This window comes from Sanguibacter sp. Leaf3 (assembly GCF_001425965.1).
Classification (GTDB): Bacteria; Actinomycetota; Actinomycetes; order Actinomycetales; family Cellulomonadaceae; genus Sanguibacter; species Sanguibacter inulinus.
This window is the reverse complement of the sequence record NZ_LMRH01000003.1, coordinates 60,099-75,114: the sequence shown is the minus strand read 5'-3', so window position 1 is coordinate 75,114 and position 15,016 is coordinate 60,099. Positions and strand designations below refer to the sequence as shown.

15 protein-coding genes are annotated in these 15,016 nt (G+C 69.9%); all 15 read left to right on the top strand.

The annotated features are described in order from the left end of the window. Window positions 1–243: 243 nt before the first annotated feature. On the top strand, window positions 244–576 hold the full coding sequence (locus ASG53_RS13735; protein ID WP_156382813.1) for a hypothetical protein: 333 nt from the start codon (window positions 244–246) through the stop codon (window positions 574–576). 12 nt (window positions 577–588) lie between these two features. Next, complete coding sequence (locus tag ASG53_RS13730) at window positions 589–897, top strand: hypothetical protein (RefSeq protein WP_056134510.1); 309 nt, start codon at window positions 589–591, stop codon at window positions 895–897. Between the two features lie 3 nt (window positions 898–900). Beyond that, a complete protein-coding gene (locus ASG53_RS13725) occupies window positions 901–1,935 on the top strand; it encodes a DUF6177 family protein (protein ID WP_056134508.1) in 1,035 nt (344 codons plus the stop codon). 1 nt (window position 1,936) lies between these two features. After that, window positions 1,937–2,272, top strand: a complete 336-nt coding sequence (locus ASG53_RS13720; protein ID WP_056134503.1) for a hypothetical protein — start codon at window positions 1,937–1,939, stop codon at window positions 2,270–2,272. Between the two features lie 11 nt (window positions 2,273–2,283). After that, window positions 2,284–2,649, top strand: coding sequence for a DUF6507 family protein (locus tag ASG53_RS13715; RefSeq protein ID WP_056134501.1), 366 nt, complete (start codon window positions 2,284–2,286; stop codon window positions 2,647–2,649). Window positions 2,650–2,659: 10 nt separating this feature from the next. Further along, window positions 2,660–5,533, top strand: coding sequence for a hypothetical protein (locus tag ASG53_RS13710; protein ID WP_056134497.1), 2,874 nt, complete (start codon window positions 2,660–2,662; stop codon window positions 5,531–5,533). A 46-nt stretch (window positions 5,534–5,579) separates the two neighbouring features. Next, window positions 5,580–6,503 carry a hypothetical protein gene (locus ASG53_RS13705; protein ID WP_056134495.1) on the top strand — a complete coding sequence of 308 codons (924 nt, stop codon included), beginning with the start codon at window positions 5,580–5,582 and terminating at the stop codon, window positions 6,501–6,503. Window positions 6,504–6,809: 306 nt separating this feature from the next. Further along, window positions 6,810–9,020 (top strand): NADP-dependent isocitrate dehydrogenase, encoded by a 2,211-nt coding sequence (locus ASG53_RS13700; RefSeq protein WP_056134492.1) that lies wholly within the window; start codon window positions 6,810–6,812, stop codon window positions 9,018–9,020. A gap of 226 nt (window positions 9,021–9,246) precedes the next feature. Further along, a complete protein-coding gene (locus ASG53_RS13695; RefSeq protein ID WP_200945510.1) occupies window positions 9,247–9,885 on the top strand; it encodes a Type 1 glutamine amidotransferase-like domain-containing protein in 639 nt (212 codons plus the stop codon). A 496-nt stretch (window positions 9,886–10,381) separates the two neighbouring features. Beyond that, on the top strand, window positions 10,382–10,648 hold the full coding sequence (locus ASG53_RS13690) for a GlsB/YeaQ/YmgE family stress response membrane protein (RefSeq protein ID WP_056134489.1): 267 nt from the start codon (window positions 10,382–10,384) through the stop codon (window positions 10,646–10,648). A gap of 152 nt (window positions 10,649–10,800) precedes the next feature. After that, window positions 10,801–12,075 carry a M18 family aminopeptidase gene (locus ASG53_RS13685; protein ID WP_056134486.1) on the top strand — a complete coding sequence of 425 codons (1,275 nt, stop codon included), beginning with the start codon at window positions 10,801–10,803 and terminating at the stop codon, window positions 12,073–12,075. A gap of 97 nt (window positions 12,076–12,172) precedes the next feature. Beyond that, window positions 12,173–13,015 carry a pyridoxal kinase gene (pdxY, locus tag ASG53_RS13680; RefSeq protein WP_056134485.1) on the top strand — a complete coding sequence of 281 codons (843 nt, stop codon included), beginning with the start codon at window positions 12,173–12,175 and terminating at the stop codon, window positions 13,013–13,015. A gap of 57 nt (window positions 13,016–13,072) precedes the next feature. After that, window positions 13,073–13,849, top strand: a complete 777-nt coding sequence (locus ASG53_RS13675) for an alpha/beta hydrolase (RefSeq protein ID WP_056134483.1) — start codon at window positions 13,073–13,075, stop codon at window positions 13,847–13,849. 50 nt (window positions 13,850–13,899) lie between these two features. Continuing rightward, window positions 13,900–14,541, top strand: a complete 642-nt coding sequence (locus ASG53_RS13670; protein ID WP_056134481.1) for a nucleotidyltransferase domain-containing protein — start codon at window positions 13,900–13,902, stop codon at window positions 14,539–14,541. Continuing rightward, window positions 14,538–14,927: a hypothetical protein gene (locus tag ASG53_RS13665; protein WP_056134476.1), complete on the top strand. Its 390-nt coding sequence runs from the start codon at window positions 14,538–14,540 to the stop codon at window positions 14,925–14,927. Before ASG53_RS13670 ends, ASG53_RS13665 begins: the two co-directional genes overlap by 4 nt. Window positions 14,928–15,016: the final 89 nt, after the last annotated feature.

The following is a 15,016-nucleotide window of genomic DNA, read 5'->3' as shown; positions in this document are numbered from 1 at the left end:
CGGTCTGCTGCGTCTGCTGCTGTGGTCTGTCGTGCGGGCCGTGCCGTTCGTGAGGCTCGCACCTGCGGACGCCTGAGCGTCCAGGCGCGGTCTGCCGGGCACGAACCTATCCTGCGCTCAGCCCTCTGTCCTCGTGTCCACAGGGGCGAGGTACCCAGTGAGAGGTACCCATCGCGGGACAGCGTGTCTCTGCTTACGGTATGGACGACCGCTCGACGACGGGAGAGAACCATGAAGTTCGCGATGGAAGCCGATGCACTGCAGGTGCTCGGGCAGAAGACGGCGACCGAGTCTGACGACTTGGGTCAGCTGGTGCGGAACCTGAAGGAGGCTGCGGAGCCTCTGGAGTCCACGTTCAACGGTGTGGCCAAGGCGTCGTTCATCAGCTTCAAGGAGCGCACGGACGACATCTCCTCGATCCTCAACAACGCGTTGGTGGGGATCACGGAGTCGATCGGTGGTCAGAACCTGGCGTTCACGACTGCTGCTGACGAGGGTGCTGACCAGCACCGTTCTGCTGAGGGCTCCGCTGACTTCCAGGGTGCCGACACGTCCAAGTTCGCCCCCCGGGCCTAGAGGAGGATCGTCATGTCCAGCAACCAGATGGATCGTAACGACTACGACATCAGCTCGTCGCAGGCGGCTCAGTCGAACTTCGAGCGTGCTGCGGGTGCGCTCGAGGCGGCCCTGGCTCGTCGTGACATGGATGTCAAGAACGCGATGGCTGTGTACTCCGCCGACGGCGTGAGCGACAGGTATGCGGCGATGGAAGCCCAGTGGAACCAGGCCGGTACCGAGGTCAAGGGCATCATCTCCGCGATCCGCACGTCTCTGTCGGAGAACGACGAGATCGCCCGCCGCGGGCTGCAGCAGGCCGCCTCCTACATCCCGGACTGAGCCATGAACATCGTCCACCCTGTCGCCGACGAGTGGGGCGAGGACTACGCAGTCTTCGCCGCCTCTGCCGAGCACGTCGTCCTCAGCGAGCCGCTGGCCGCGTTCCTCGACTACGCCGTCACGGAGCGCCTGCGCCCCGTCCTGATGACGAGCACCGGGACGCGCCTGAGCCCTTTCGTGTCGCTCGCGATGCGCAGGGCGGGCGGGCTGTGGGCCGTGCAGAGCGCGGACGGTGCGACGTACGACGGGCTCTCCGGGTACAGGATCGACACGCTCCGTGACCTCTGGGAGCGTCCGGGCCAGGGGACAGAGCGTCTGCCGTCCTACACGACCCTGGCCACCACGCACGAGCAGCAGTTCCCCGGTGTGCTGATGTTCGACGTCTTCGCGCACCAGCGCGCTGCCTCGGACACCACTGTCGGGACCCTGTCGGAGGCGATGATCTCCGCGCTCGGCGGGTCGCCCCTCGAGCTGTGGGGTCCCTTCGAGCCGCTCGTCGACCGTTGGGACACGCGGGTCCTCACCGAGGTCGCCCGCCGCGAGATGCCTGCGACGGACGCGCTGCACGGCCTGAGCCGTGACGGCTCCTTCGTGGACCTCTTCGTCGGTCGCACCCGCCGAGGGATCCTCGAGCAGATCAAGGGTGGGGTCGCCCTGCGGCGCTATCCCGACCACATCGGTGGTCTGGTGCAGACGGCGTCGCAGGCTCTCGCGACCATCGCCGACGAGTTCCAGCCGACGATCGGCTTCGTGTCGCTCGCCGAGACGGACATCGGGACGTGGGTCGAGCCGGCTGCCAAGCGGCCGGAGGTCCCGCTCGCCGTGATCATCGGGCCGCGTGGTGTGCACGACCTCGACATCGATGCCGCAGCCCTCGCCGAGAAGCACGACATCACGATGCTCGGGCGCAAGCGCACACCGAGCCTGCTCGTCAGGTTCAGCAACCCCGACCAGGGTCTCTGGGCCCAGCTCGTCGCCTTCGCCCACGACCTCGGTGCCGAGCGCATCGCGGCCGCCACAGGACTCGGGAGGGTCTGACATGCCAACCGAGATCGTGCTGCTGAGCGAGGTCGAGCCGACCTCGGCCGTCATGGTGCGGGCCGCCGCCGTCGACCACCCCGACGGGACGTTCCTGGAGTACCGCGACGGTCAGATCCGCCAGTTCGTCGACGCGCAGGGCCGAGCCCTCCTGTCGATCTACAGGAGCCGACCCGTCCGGGAGCCCCGTGAGGCGGCCGACATCGTGATGAGGCCACCGACGGCCTTCGGTCTGTGGACCGACATGGCCGTCCCCTACGGGGACACGGGCGCCGGGCGGGCGCTCGCCGAGTCCATCGCCGCCGCCGTCGGCGGGACCATCGCCGACCGAGTCTGAGGGAGACGACCATGACGCAGTGGAAGATCGACCCCAGCGGGGTCCAGAGCATCCTCACGACGGTGAACACCGACGCGACCGAGCTGGGCACAGCCCTCTCCGAGGACAAGTTCCAGGCTGTCCTCGACGGGCTGACCTGGGGCGGGATGATCACGCAGGACGTCCCGACGGCCGTGAACGCGCTGTTCGCCGACCAGACCGCGAACCTCACGAACATCAACAACCGGATCAACGCCGGCACCGTGGGTGTGGCCAACGCGGTCATCGCCTACAACAACGGGCAGGAAGACATGTCCGCCACCTACCAGGCCGAGCTGCTCAGCTCCGCCGTAGACGGTGACTTCTCGTACTTCGTCGAGCACGGACACCAGGGCTGAGGACCACACCATGACGACGACACCCACGATGTGCGTGAACGACGGCGGGTTGATCAACCCCGACGCGTTCCCGGCACGCGCCAGCGACCTCGACACCGGGGCCATCACCGGCTCGGCGACGAGCATCCGTGCGATGGCCACGACCGTCCACGACGAGACCAGCTCGATCGACACGACGTGGGCCGGGCTCAGCGGCAGCTACGAGGCCCCCGAGCAGGAGCAGGTCTACGCCCTCATGACTCCGGCGGTCACCTCCGCCACCGAGCTCAAGACGGCCTTCGACGCGGCTGCTGGTCACCTCGACACCTACGCCGGGGTCCTCGACGGGATCAAGAGCCGTCTGTGGACCTTCGAGACGACCGCAGCGGACTTCCGCGCCGAGGTCATCAACGGTGTCGAGACGATCGCGGCCGAGAGCAACGAGGCGAACGTCGAGGACTACGCCGAGTGGGCCTTCCAGTGGGTGCCCGGGGTCGAGCAGCGCACTGTCACGGTGCCCTGGTACGAGGACAGCGCGACCGTCGAGCGCAACCAGAAGCTGCTCGAGGAGTACGCAGGGCTGCTGGAGGAGATCTCCACGGCGGCCACGCAGTGCGCCAACGACATCAACGCCCTGGTGCAGAACTCGTGCGTCGCACCCGTCGAGGCGATCCCCGCCGAGGCCTTCAACAACCCCGAGATGCCGATGCCGTGGGGCGAGTCCCGGGACGAGGACCGCAACTGCCCAGAGTCTGTCGGCCACGGCGCCGCGAACTTCGGCATCGGCATCGCCGAGGGTGCCGGGATGCTCGTGCTCGGGTACAACCCCGAGAACGGCGAGTTCTTCCAGGGCGAGGCCTGGGGCCAGGCCTGGGGCGGGCTCGGCAACCTCGCCGGCTCCCTCGTGCTCGCCACGACCCCAGCCGCCACGATCGCCAACATCATGGCCGCGACGGGCAACGGCAACGCGTTCACAGATTTCATGTACGACCGTCAGAAGGTGGTCGCCGGGACCGTCGGCTCGATGATCGGCTTCGACATCGAGAACCCCGACGACCCGTGGCACAAGTGGAAGGAAGACGGTGTCGCGACGGGCACCGAGTCGATCCTCAACGTCGGCACCTTCTTCATCCCCGGTGCCGGGCAGGTCGGCGCGGGCCTCAAGGTCGGCAGCGCGAGCGCGAAGGTGGCGAAGATCGCGGCCGTCGGCGCCGACTTCCTCATCCCCGGAGGCTCGTGGGTCGTCAAGGGCGGCGTGCGCGTCGCGACAGGTCTGAGCGACCTCCTCAAGGTCGCCGACAACAGCGTCCCCGGCCTCGGCGCGACCACCCAGGTCGGTGTCAACGGCGTCAAGCTGTCGCCGACAGCCCTCATCAACGCGATCGACGACGTGCCGGTGTCCCAGGCGACCCCGCCGCCGAGCTCGTCGATCGTCCCGAGCGGCGACGGTGCGGGTGTGAACCCACCGGCGTCGGTCCTCCCGGACGTGAGCGGGCCGACGAACGGACCCGGCCCGAGCCTCGACGACGTGGCGCCCGGCGGGCGTGGCCCCGAGGCACCTGCGCCTGCGGACCCCGCGCCGGCTGCTCCCGGACCGCAGGACGGGACGTCCCCGTCCGGCCCGCGCCCCGAGACGGCACCCGAGCCGACCCCGGGCTCCGAGACAGGACCGCGCCCCGAGCCGACCCCGGTGCCCGAGGACGGGCCGTCGCCCGCACCCGCGCCTGAGGCCGGACCTGCTCCCGAGCCCGCGCCTGCCCCCGAGGGGACTCCCGACGGTGGCCCCTCGCCGACCCCGGTGCCCGAGACGGGTTCCGCCCCGGAGGCAGGTCCTGCTCCCGAGCACGGTGCCGAGCCGAGCCCGTCGCCCGAGCCCGCCCCCGAGGCTGGGCCGTCACCCGAGACGACCGAGCCGGGTGGCGCACCCACCCACCCCGGACCCGAGGCGCCGGCACCGGCTCCGGAGGCAGGCCCCTCACCCGAGACGCCTGCGCCCGAGACCCCGCGTCCCGAGCCCACCCCCGGCGGTCAGCCCTACGACCCCGAGGCCCCGGTCCGTGACACGTCCGACCAGAGCCAGGCACCCGGCCGCCCCACCCAGGCCGACGTGGACGAGGCGCTCCGCAACGCGCCCGTCGACGAGCACGGTCGACCCGTCGACCACCGCGACGGCGAGCCACTGCGCGGGGACAACGCCAACGGCTCGCGTGGCTGGCACATGAAGTGGGACCCGGACGGACAGCAGTGGATCGCCGAGAACCCCGGCAACCCCACCACGCCCTCCGGCGTGCCGGAGTCCGCGCTCGGCCCTCAGGCCGGAGACACGGGCCTCGGGACCGTGGAGTCGCCGCGGGTCTACCACTACGATCACCCGGCCGCGCAGTTCGCGGACGCTCCGCAGCCCGACGCCCTCGACCTCGTCGAGATCACACCTGGCGAGAAGTACCCGGTCGGGACCGTCGAGCACATGCACTCCCGGTGGTCGGAGTACCTGGCCTCGCACACCGACGACGCGATGTCCTGGGACAGCTGGCGCGACATGTACGTCCGGAACCTCGGGCACCTGCCGCGGGGCTCGGCCTTCGAGCAGGCGTACTTCGACGTGCGAGGGCTCGACGCCGCCGAGTGGGACCGGCAGACCACGATCAGCTCCAAGGTCGAGGACATCGACATCGACCGGAACTACGACGGGCTGAACGTGAGCGAGACCCTCGCTCTGGAGATGAAGTCGGGCAGCACGATCGACCCGGCCCAGCTCGCGAAGGACAAGAAGCTCGTCGCCGAGTACGGATGGGACGTCCACTACGTCTTCGGCAGCCAGCCGTCTCCGTCGACGATCCAGCAGCTCGCCGACGCCGGGGTGACCTACGAGGTCTTCCACAGCGTGCCTGTGGCAAGACCATAGACTGCACGCCAGACCCACGACCAGCAGCGATGACACGGAGGACCCAGTGACGACCGAGCAGGACGAGCTGTTCCAGGCGTGGCTCGAGGAGATGCACCCCCGGCTCGCCCGGTTCGAGGACCTGACCATGCCGGCCGGGTGGCCCGGGGGGTACAGCCGCGAGTCGCTCGTCGCCCTCGAGCAGCACATCCTCGACAGGTGGCCCGACAAGAAGTCGTTCCTCGACGAGAACGACACGGACTTCATCGAGGGCGCGACGCGGTACATCGGGGAGACGTACCTGCGCCTCGCGGGCGGGGGATGGTCGATCAACCACGACCCGGAGTTCATCTACACAGGGCGACCGGTCGTGCGGTTCGACACGGAGAGCCCCATGCCGGTCTCACCCGTGCACCTCATGACGACGATCCTCGCCCGGCGCACCGGGAACGTGCTGTCCCGGATCTGGGACGGTCAGGCCGCCGCGGTCGAGCGGCGACGCGAGGCCGAGGGTCCGGGCTGGCAGCCGCGCCGCGACCCCGTCCCCGGCGTCGTCGCTGCTCAGAGCCCGTCGTCGTCCGAGCTCGACGCCTGGATCCAGCGCGTCCCGCAGCTGGTGGACTCCCTCAGGTCGCGAGCAGGCGCGCGTGCCGCCCGGCTCGACCTCACCCTGGCCTCGCTCGAGCCGCTGGGAGAGCTCGCGCTCGAGGACGTCGACGGAGGACGCCTGAGCCGCGAGACCTACGGGGACGTCAAGGCCTCGTACGTGGCGTACCTCGGAGCCGTGGCCCTGCGGGCGGCTGGAGGAGCCTGGGTCCTCGTGCCCGGGGAGCGCGACGACTCCAACCCCTTCGTCGGGCGTCCGTACGTCGAGCGCTTCGACGAGTCGGGCGACCGTCGCACCGCAGCCCTCGAGCCCGCTGTCGACAAGGTGGCGGTGTCCCGCGACGCCAGCGTGCTCAGCCGGATCGTCGGAGGGTACGCGGGCTGACCTGCCGCGACGGGCGGGACGGGGCCCCTCGCCGGAGACGGCGCGAGGGCGGTCGGCCTGCTCGTGGAGTACGCGCTGGGGAACTTCTCGGAGCCGTCTCCGTGCGGGCGCCCGCCTGAGAGAGGCCCGACGGAGGCGGGGCGTCGGCGGCACCGTCGAGCAGGGGAGCCGGGCGCCGAGGTCCGGCGCTGCACGGGCCCGCTGCTCCCGCGACGGGGGAGCCGGGACAGCGACGCCTCCAGCCAACCCATGTATCTTGATATCAAGACAAGTTCGCCCAGAGCCACGCCAAGGAGCTGCCCGACGATGAGCAAGATCATCTACACGTACACCGACGAGGCCCCGATGCTGGCCACGCACTCGTTCCTCCCCGTCGTGAGCGCCTTCGCCGGCACCGCCGGTGTCGAGCTCGAGACGCGCGACATCTCGCTCGCAGGCCGCATCGTCGCGGCCTTCCCGGAGCGCCTCACCGCAGAGCAGCGGATCGGCGACGCCCTCGCTGAGCTCGGCGCCCTCGCGACGACGCCCGAGGCCAACATCATCAAGCTGCCCAACGTCTCGGCATCGCTGCCGCAGCTCAAGGCCGCCATCGCAGAGCTCCAGGCGCAGGGCTACGACCTGCCCGACCACCCGGACGACCCTCAGACCGACGCCGACAAGGACGTCCGCGCGCGCTACGACAAGATCAAGGGTTCCGCCGTGAACCCCGTGCTCCGCGAGGGCAACTCGGACCGTCGCGCTCCGCTCTCCGTCAAGGAGTACGTGCGCAAGAACCCGCACCGCATGGGCGCCTGGACCCCCGAGTCCAAGACGAACGTCGCGACGATGGGCCATGACGACTTCTTCTCGAACGAGAAGTCTGTCGTCCTGGGTGCCGACGACGTCCTGCGCATCGAGCACGTGAACGCCGCCGGTGACGTCACCGTCCTGCACCCGGGCGTGAAGGTCCTCGCCGGAGAGGTCGTCGACGCGTCCTTCCTGGACGTCGCCGAGCTGCACACCTTCCTCGCCGAGGCGATCGCCCGCGCCAAGGCCGAGGACGTCCTGTTCTCGGTGCACCTCAAGGCCACGATGATGAAGGTCTCCGACCCGATCATCTTCGGCCACGTCGTCCGCGCGTTCTTCCCGGCTGTCTTCGAGCAGTACGGCGCGGAGCTCGAGGCCGCTGGCCTGAGCCCGAACAACGGTCTCGGAGGGATCCTCGACGGCCTCGCCGCCCTGCCGAACGGCGACGAGATCCGCGCAGCCTTCGACAAGGGCCTGGCCGACGGACCGCGCCTCGCGATGGTGAACTCCGACAAGGGCATCACCAACCTGCACGTGCCGAGCGATGTCATCGTCGACGCGTCCATGCCTGCCATGATCCGCACCTCGGGCCACATGTGGGGCCCGGACGGCAGCGAGCAGGACACCATCGCGGTGATCCCCGACTCGAGCTACGCCGGCATCTACCAGGCCGTCATCGACGACTGCCGCGCCAACGGCGCCTACGACCCGACGACCATGGGCACCGTCCCGAACGTCGGGCTCATGGCACAGAAGGCCGAGGAGTACGGCTCGCACGACAAGACCTTCGAGATCCCCGAGGCCGGTACGGTCCGCGTGGTCAACCAGGCGGGCGAGGCTCTGCTCGAGCACGAGGTGCGTGCCGGTGACATCTGGCGCGCCTGCCAGACCAAGGACGTGGCCATCCGTGACTGGGTCAAGCTGGCCGTCAACCGCGCCCGCGCGACCGGGACGCTGACGATCTTCTGGCTCGACGAGAAGCGTGCCCACGACGCGAACCTCATCAAGAAGGTCGAGGCGTACCTGCCCGAGCACGACACCACCGGGCTCGACATCCGCGTGCTCGCCCCCGCCGAGGCCACGACGCTCTCGGTCGAGCGCATCCGCCGCGGTGAGGACACCATCTCGGTGACTGGCAACGTGCTGCGCGACTACAACACGGACCTCTTCCCGATCCTCGAGCTCGGCACGAGCGCCAAGATGCTCTCGATCGTGCCGCTGCTCAACGGTGGTGGGCTCTTCGAGACCGGTGCCGGGGGCTCCGCCCCGAAGCACGTCCAGCAGCTCGTCGAGGAGAACTACCTGCGCTGGGACAGCCTCGGCGAGTTCCTCGCGCTCGCGGCCAGCCTCGAGCACTTCGCCGACGCGAACAGCAACGAGAAGGCCCGCGTCCTCGGTGCGACGCTCGACCGTGCCACCGGCACGTTCCTGCTCGAGAACAAGTCGCCGGGCCGCAAGCTCGGGACGATCGACAACCGTGGCTCGCACTTCTTCCTCGCGCTGTTCTGGGCCGAAGAGCTCGCGCAGCAGACCGACGACGCCGACCTCGCCGCAGCCTTCGGGCCGCTCGCGGCGTCGCTGCGCGCCGACGAGCAGACGATCGTCGACGAGCTCATCGCCGTCCAGGGCTCGCCGGCCGACATCGGCGGGTACTACAAGGTGGACGCTGCCAAGACAGACGCCGTGATGCGTCCGTCGGCCACCTTCACGAAGGCTCTCGCCTCGCTCTGACGCGGCTGATGCACCCGTGACGGGCCCGGTCTGGGCGAGCTCTTGACGAGCTCGCCCAGACCGGGCCCTGTGCGTTCGGCGCCCACGGTGTCTCGGGGCGGTAGGGGAGTCCGGCGTGGGGGGCGGCATCACGGGGCGTGATGGCGGTGCGCCAGACGGCAGGCGGAGTGTCGCCCGTGCTCTGCGGTGACCGGCAGGCGTCGGTGGCGCGTGAGACGCTCGGAGCATGATCTCCGCTCTCCTCCTCTCAGCAGGCCTCGGCGCAGTCCCCGGATTCTTCGAGGCGAACGGCCGGCCCGCGTCGGGCGCGCCCCGCGTCGGCTTCGTCGCCGCGGCGACGAGCATCTACCCCTCGGCCCCGTGGGTCGACGCAGACCGTGCAGCGCTCACGGGCTTCGGGCTCGACCTCGTCGAGATCGACCTGACAGTGCTCGACGGGGACGCTCTCGCTGCAGCGCTCACGGGCCTCGACGCGATCTACCTGGCAGGTGGCAACACCTTCGTGCTGCTGCACCACCTGCGCCGGTCAGGGCTGGACGAGATCCTCCCGCAGCTGCTCGACGACGGGATGCTGTACCTCGGTGCGAGCGCTGGTGCCGCGGTCGCCGGCTCGGACATCGAGCCGCTGGGCCTCATGGACGACCCTGCGGAGGCCCCGCAGCTCGACTCCACGCGTGGGCTCGGACTGGTCGACGCGGTCCTCCTCCCGCACGCCGACGGTCAGCTGCCTCCGTACCCGTCGAGCCTCGTCGACAAGATCGTCTCCACCTATGGCCAGCGGTTCCCGATCCAGCGGATCGACGACGACCAGGCGCTGCTCGTCGTGGACGGCGTCGCGACGATCGTCCCGTCGCCGCTCGGCTGATCGGCGTTGGGCTGATCGGTGCTCGGCTGGTCGCCGCTGTGCTGGTGGCCCTCGCCCGTACGAAAGCCAGGTGCGGGCTCGGGACGCAGACGACCGAGAAGGCGGGATGCGGGCTCGGCAAGCAGCGCTGTCACCTGCGGTGACCTGAGGGGCGCGGGGTCGTCACGCGCTGCGTCCCCAGCGTCGGCGGGTGTCTCACCGGCACGAGGTGTGGCACCCGCCGAACCCCGGAGGGCTGCCTGACTCTCGTCAGGCTCGACGCTATTCACAGGGGAATGGCACGCTGCGTCTCCGCGGCGTTGATATAGGTATAGCAGTGCCCTGAGGGGCGCGCATCCTGAACGGGGCCTGGGAGTCCTCTCACCCGCACGATCCGCAAGATACCAACAGAAACTGGCTGTGTGACGGTCGTCATCGTCGTTCACCGGGCGAACCTGGGAGAACCCTGGAACACTAGTTCACGGTTCAACCGAACACATTCTTTCTGGAGGTTGTCATGGGCATTCTTGGTTACATCGTCGTCGGTCTCATCTGCGGAGCAATTGCCAAGGCGCTGCTCAAGGACCGCGCTGTCGGCGGCTGGCTCGCCACGCTGATCCTCGGCATCGTCGGCGCCATCGTCGGTGGATGGCTCGGCAGCTTCTTCCTCGACACCGACCTCGGCGGGTTCTTCGAGATCCGCACCTGGCTCCTCGCGATCCTCGGCTCGGTCGTCGTGCTCTTCATCTACACCTCGATCACGGGCAAGCGCACCCGCCGCTGACACCCAGCACAGCGTCACCCGCATCACCCAGGAGGGCCCCGCCGGGCGGCGGGGCCCTCCTGTGCGTCCGGAGAGATCCGGCGCCCCGGGCCATCGAGCCCGGTCTCGTGGGCGTGGGCAGGGAGCGCCGCACCGCGTGATTTGATGGATGGATGCAGACAGCAGCCGACTACGTCGCAGACCTCGCCGCCTTCATCGCGGCCAGCCCGTCCTCGTACCACGCCGCCGCCGAGGCGGCCCGCCGCCTGGACGAGGCCGGCTTCGTCCGTCTCGAGGAGACCGACGCCTGGTCCGCAGCCGAGCAGCGCGCCTACGTGGTCCGCGACGGCGCGATCATCGCGTGGGTCGCACCGGAGCAGGCCAGCCCCACGACGCCCTTCCGCATCCTCGGTGCCCACACCGACTCGCCCGGTTTCAAGCTCAAGCCGAAGCCGACCACCGGCTCGCACGGCTGGTTGCAGGCCGGGGTCGAGGTCTACGGCGGCCCTCTGCTCAACTCCTGGCTGGACCGCGAGCTCGAGCTCGCCGGTCGCCTCGTCACCGCGGACGGTCGTGAGGTCCTCGTGCGGACCGGGCCGTTCCTGCGGATCCCGCAGCTCGCGATCCACCTCGACCGCGACGCGAACAACGGCCTGACCCTCGACCGCCAGCGGCACACGCAGCCCGTCTACGGCGTCGGCGACAGGTCGGAGGCCGACCTCCTCGGTCACCTCGCCGGGCTGGTCGGTCTGAGCGGCGACGAGGTCGTCGGCTACGACATCCTCACGGCCGACACCGCAGCCCCCGCGCGCTTCGGGCTCGACGACGCCCTCTTCGCCGCGGGGCGCATGGACAACCTCACGTCGGTCTTCGCAGGGCTGCACGCGTTGCTCGGTGCAGCCCACGAGCCCAGCGCAGACCACGTGAGCGTGCTCGCGGCCTTCGACCACGAAGAGCTCGGCTCGGAGACCCGCTCGGGGGCGTCCGGACCGTTCCTCGACGACATCCTCACCCGCGTCGGGGCGACGCTCGGGGCGAGCGCGTCGCAGCGGCTCCAGGCCTACGCCGCGTCGTGGTGCCTCTCGGCAGACGCTGGACACTCGGTCCACCCGAACTTCCCGGAGAAGCACGACCCGGCGAACCAGCCCGTCGCCGGGCGCGGGCCGCTGCTGAAGATCAACGCCAACCAGCGCTACGCGACCGACGCACACGGCGCCGCGCTCTGGGCTCGCAGCTGCGCGGCGGCCGGTGTGCCGTACCAGGAGTTCGTCTCCAACAACACGGTGCCCTGCGGCTCGACCATCGGACCCCTCACGGCCACCAGGCTGGGCATCCGCACGGTCGACGTCGGCGTCCCGCTCTTGTCGATGCACTCGGCCCGCGAGCTCGCGCACGTCGACGACCTGCACGGCCTCGCCGCTGCGGTCGGCGCCTTCTTCGCCGGCTGAGACCCAGACCGGGGGAGCGACCCGGACACACGGCGGACGACTGGCGTCAGCCGCACACACGACACTGCCGGAGGGCAGGACCACGAGGAGCCGCACGGTGAGCACGATCGTCTCGATCCAGAGCCAGGTGGTGGCCGGCCACGTCGGCAACGCCGCAGCCGTGCCGCAGATGCAGGACGCCGGCTTCACCGTCCTCGCGGTGCCGACGGTCCTGTTCTCCAACCACCCGGGCCACGGGCGCTTCCGTGGTCGGGTCACCGACCCGACCCTCGTCGCGGACCTGCTGCTCGGCCTCGAGGAGCACGGGGTGCTCGACGACACCGTGTGCGTGGTGAGCGGATATCTCGGCTCTCGCGAGACCGGTGAGGCCGTCGCAGCCTTCGTCGACAGGGCGCTCGTCACCGGCCCCGGGATCGTCTACGTCTGCGACCCCGTCATGGGAGACACCGGGTCGGGCGTCTTCGTCGCACCAGGGGTGGTCGACGTCCTGCGCGACGAGCTGGCCCGCCGGGCGCACGTCCTCACCCCGAACCAGTTCGAGCTCGGGCTGCTCGTCTCCGGGCCGGCTGTCGCGGCACCGGGGGAGGGTACCGTCGACGACCTCGCCGCCGCCGCCCGGACCCTGATCGGGCCGGTCCAGCACGGTGTGGTGGTCACGGGGTGCTATCTCGTCGACACCGAGCCCGGGGTGATCGAGACCGTGGTGGTCGAGCGCGAGAGCGTGACTCGGGTGCCGTCGATCAAGGAGTCTGACGCCCCGAACGGCACAGGTGACCTCTTCAACGGTGCGCTGACCGCCGCGCTCGCCTCGGGTGCGACGCTGCCCGACGCTGCGCGCGACGCCGCAGACGCCGTCTCGCGCGCGCTGCGCTGGACGGCCGTGCAGGGATCACGGCACCTGCTGCTGCCACCGACCGGGTGGGACCCGGCCGAGCGCTGAGACCGGACCCTGTGGACGACAGGTCGTCGGGACCTCACCCGTCCTAGGCTGTCGTGCATGGCTCTCGTGACGTGCGACTTCTTCTCCGACGTGCTCGGTCTGAGCACCACCATGACGGTGGTGCTGCCGCAGCGCACCCACTCCCAGATCGGGATGGAGGGCACCGAGCGCGCAGGCGCGACGCCGACCCTCTACCTGCTGCACGGACTGAGCGACGACGCGACCACGTGGGCCCGTCGCACGTCGATCGAGCGCTATGCGACCGAGCTGGGCATCGCTGTGGTCATGCCGCAGGTGGCCAAGAGCTTCTACTCCGACGAGGTCTACGGCGACCCGTACTGGACCTTCCTCACCGAAGAGCTGCCCGTCCTCGCGCGGTCCTTCTTCCACCTCTCCGACCGCCGCGAGGACACCTTCGTCGCCGGCCTGTCGATGGGTGGCTACGGCGCGTTCCAGTGGGCGCTGCGCAAGCCGGAGCAGATCGCCGCAGCAGCCAGCCTGTCGGGCGCCCTCGACGTCGCGTCCCTCCACGAGGCCGTCCTCGAGCGGGGCGAGGGCTTCGAGGTGCTCCGCAAGGTCTACGGCGACACCTCCGTGCGGGGCACCGACTCCGACCTGCTGCACCTGCTGAGCACGGTCGACCCGGCCACGCTGCCCGCGCTCTACCAGATGTGCGGGACCGAGGACTTCCTGCTCCAGTCGAACCTCGACTTCCGCGACACCGCCGCGAGGCACGGCGTCCCGGTCACCGTCGACCTGCGCCCTGGCGACCACAGCTGGGGCCTGTGGGACACGACCGTCCAGGACGTCCTCGCGTGGTTGCCGCTGCGCTAGATAGTCGCACTGGGCGTACAATAGTGTCACCCACGACACGGAGGTGAGACATGCAGACCCAGCGTCCGATGTCGACCGTCACGCCCACGCTCGACGGCGATGTGCTCGTGGCTCTCGCCTCAGCGCCTGACGTCACCTTCACCACCGGGCAGATCGAGCGACTCCTGAGGCTCGGCGAGAGCTCCAAGGGATCGCTGACCGGGATCCGCAAGGTGCTCAACAGGCTGACCGCCGAAGGAGTCGTCGAGCGTCAGCAGGTCGGCGGCACCATGGCGTACACGTTCAACTCTGAGCACCTCGCTGCATCGCCGATCCGCGAGCTCGCCAGACTGCGGGCGACCCTTCTCGAGCGCCTCGAGGAGACCACGACGGCGTGGGCTGTCCCACCCGTCTTCGGTGTGCTCTTCGGATCCGCGGCGCGAGGCCGCATGGGCACCGAGAGTGATATCGACCTTCTCCTCGTGCGCCCTGTCGAGGCAGACGAGGAGATGTGGGACCAGCAGGTCCTGTCGTTGACCGCTCAGGTGCGACGCTGGACCGGCAACGATGCAGACGTGCTGGTCCTGGACGAGAGCGAGGTCGTCGCGAACCCGGTCGACCCGGTGCTCGTAGAGGTCGCAGTCTCGGGGCTGCCCTTCGCAGGGCGGGCGACCTGGCTTCGTGGGCTGCAGGCCCGGCACGGGCGACGATGACGCCGCGCGAGACCGAGGCATCGCGAACGGAGATCGACGGTCGTTCGTCGAAGGCCGAGCAGTTCCAGCTGGCGGCGCAGATGGTCCGAGACCTCGACGAAGGCGACGGTGCGCTCGACGACGCAGTCGTGACCTTGTGCGTGCACGCCGGTATCGCGGCGGCAGACGTGATCCTCATGCGGACGACCGGGCGGTACTCCAAGGGCGCGAGCCACGCCGACGCTGCTGGCGCGCTCGCCAAGGTCGCGAGAGAACCGTCGAGAGCGCTGTCGACCCTGCTCCGGATGAAGACCAGAGCCGGCTACTCGGCGCAGCCCGTGCAACGCGCCCAGGTGGTCGCGGCCGAGCGGGCCATGGACCTGCTGATCAGGGCCATGCGCGCATGACCTCGACTGTCTCCCATCGGCCCTGACCTGGCTGCCCACAGATCACCCGCGAGGTGGTCATCGTCACATCTCCGGTCCCGTACAGTCGT

What these genes read in the sequence shown, in the direction of transcription:
- ASG53_RS13665 (WP_056134476.1), top strand. Translation starts at nt 14,538, where the DNA reads ATGACGCCGCGCGAGACCGAGGCATCGCGAACGGAGATCGACGGTCGT.
- ASG53_RS13695 (WP_200945510.1), top strand. Translation starts at nt 9,247, where the DNA reads ATGATCTCCGCTCTCCTCCTCTCAGCAGGCCTCGGCGCAGTCCCCGGA.
- ASG53_RS13700 (WP_056134492.1), top strand. Translation starts at nt 6,810, where the DNA reads ATGAGCAAGATCATCTACACGTACACCGACGAGGCCCCGATGCTGGCC.
- ASG53_RS13735 (WP_156382813.1), top strand. Translation starts at nt 244, where the DNA reads ATGGAAGCCGATGCACTGCAGGTGCTCGGGCAGAAGACGGCGACCGAG.
- ASG53_RS13725 (WP_056134508.1), top strand. Translation starts at nt 901, where the DNA reads ATGAACATCGTCCACCCTGTCGCCGACGAGTGGGGCGAGGACTACGCA.
- ASG53_RS13715 (WP_056134501.1), top strand. Translation starts at nt 2,284, where the DNA reads ATGACGCAGTGGAAGATCGACCCCAGCGGGGTCCAGAGCATCCTCACG.
- ASG53_RS13710 (WP_056134497.1), top strand. Translation starts at nt 2,660, where the DNA reads ATGACGACGACACCCACGATGTGCGTGAACGACGGCGGGTTGATCAAC.
- ASG53_RS13685 (WP_056134486.1), top strand. Translation starts at nt 10,801, where the DNA reads ATGCAGACAGCAGCCGACTACGTCGCAGACCTCGCCGCCTTCATCGCG.
- ASG53_RS13730 (WP_056134510.1), top strand. Translation starts at nt 589, where the DNA reads ATGTCCAGCAACCAGATGGATCGTAACGACTACGACATCAGCTCGTCG.
- ASG53_RS13675 (WP_056134483.1), top strand. Translation starts at nt 13,073, where the DNA reads ATGGCTCTCGTGACGTGCGACTTCTTCTCCGACGTGCTCGGTCTGAGC.
- ASG53_RS13720 (WP_056134503.1), top strand. Translation starts at nt 1,937, where the DNA reads ATGCCAACCGAGATCGTGCTGCTGAGCGAGGTCGAGCCGACCTCGGCC.
- ASG53_RS13690 (WP_056134489.1), top strand. Translation starts at nt 10,382, where the DNA reads ATGGGCATTCTTGGTTACATCGTCGTCGGTCTCATCTGCGGAGCAATT.
- ASG53_RS13670 (WP_056134481.1), top strand. Translation starts at nt 13,900, where the DNA reads ATGCAGACCCAGCGTCCGATGTCGACCGTCACGCCCACGCTCGACGGC.